The following is a 1,339-nucleotide window of genomic DNA, read 5'->3' as shown; positions in this document are numbered from 1 at the left end:
CACGCTGCCGGGCACGTACACGCTGACCTACACCGCGACCGTCAATGCGGATGCGACGGGCAGCGTCGGCAACGTCGTTGTGGCAACCAACCCGCCGGGTGGCGATGACCCCGAGCCGGTATGCACCACCTGCGAGACCGAACATCCGGTCGTCGCCACGTCGATCACGGTGAGCAAGAGCTCCAACCCGGCGTCGGGCAGCGAGGTGTCGCCTGGCGACACGCTGACCTACATCCTGACTGCGACGGTCGCGAATTCGGCCACGACCGAAGTGTTGACCCTGAGCGATACGCTTGGGGCTGGCTTGACCTTTGGTGCGGTCACCGACGCGGGCGCGTTTGCCTGCGCCGGCGCGCTGACCTGCACGCTGCCGGCCGGTACGCTGCCCGGCACCTACACGCTGACCTACACCGCGACCGTCAATGCAGACGCGACCGGCAGCGTGGGCAATGTCGTGACTGCGGCCAACCCGCCGGGCGGCAATGACCCCGAGCCGGTGTGCACCACCTGCGAGACCGAACATCCGGTCGTCGCGACCTCGGTCACCGTGAGCAAGAGCTCAAACCCGGCGTCAGGCAGCGAAGTGTCGCCTGGCGACACGCTGACCTACACCCTGACCGCGACGATTGCCAACTCAGCGACGACCGAGGCGCTGACGCTGAGCGATACGCTCGGCACCGGTCTGACCTTCGGTGCCGTGACCGACGCCGGTGCGTTCACCTGCACCGGTGCGCTGACCTGCACGCTGCCGGCCGGCACGCTGCCCGGCACCTACACGCTGACCTACACCGCGACCGTCAATGCAGACGCAACCGGCAGCGTGGGCAATGTCGTGACTGCGGCCAACCCGCCGGGCGGCAATGACCCCGAGCCGGTGTGCACGACCTGCGAGACCGAGCATCCGGTGGTCGCGACGTCGATCACGGTCAGCAAGAGCTCCAACCCGGCGTCGGGCAGCGAGATGTCGCCTGGCGACACGCTGACCTACATCCTGACCGCGACGGTCGCGAACTCGGCGACGACTGAAGTGCTGACGCTCTCTGACACGCTGGGCACGGGCCTGACCTTCGGCGCGGTCACCAATGCGGGCGCATTCGCCTGCACCGGTGCGCTGACCTGCACGCTGCCGGCCGGCACCTTGCCGGGCAGCTACACGCTGACGTACACCGCGACCGTCAATGCGGATGCGACCGGAACGTTGGGCAACGTCGTCGTGGCAACCACCCCGCCTGGCGGCAATGACCCCGAGCCGGTGTGCACGACCTGTGAGACCGAACATCCGGTCGTCGCGACGTCGATCACGGTGAGCAAGAGCTCGAACCCGGCGTCGGGCAGTGAG

Annotated in this window: 1 protein-coding gene; it reads left to right on the top strand. The window is 68.0% G+C overall.

The features are described 5' to 3' along the window. The coding region (locus WAF18_RS17280; RefSeq protein WP_337246203.1) for an isopeptide-forming domain-containing fimbrial protein at positions 1-1,339 on the top strand (1,339 nt) is incomplete at both ends.

It is taken from the genome of Luteimonas sp. gir (assembly GCF_037198055.1).
In the GTDB taxonomy this organism is placed as follows: domain Bacteria; phylum Pseudomonadota; class Gammaproteobacteria; order Xanthomonadales; family Xanthomonadaceae; genus Luteimonas; species Luteimonas citri_A.
This window is presented reverse-complemented; position numbering and strand designations above follow the sequence as displayed.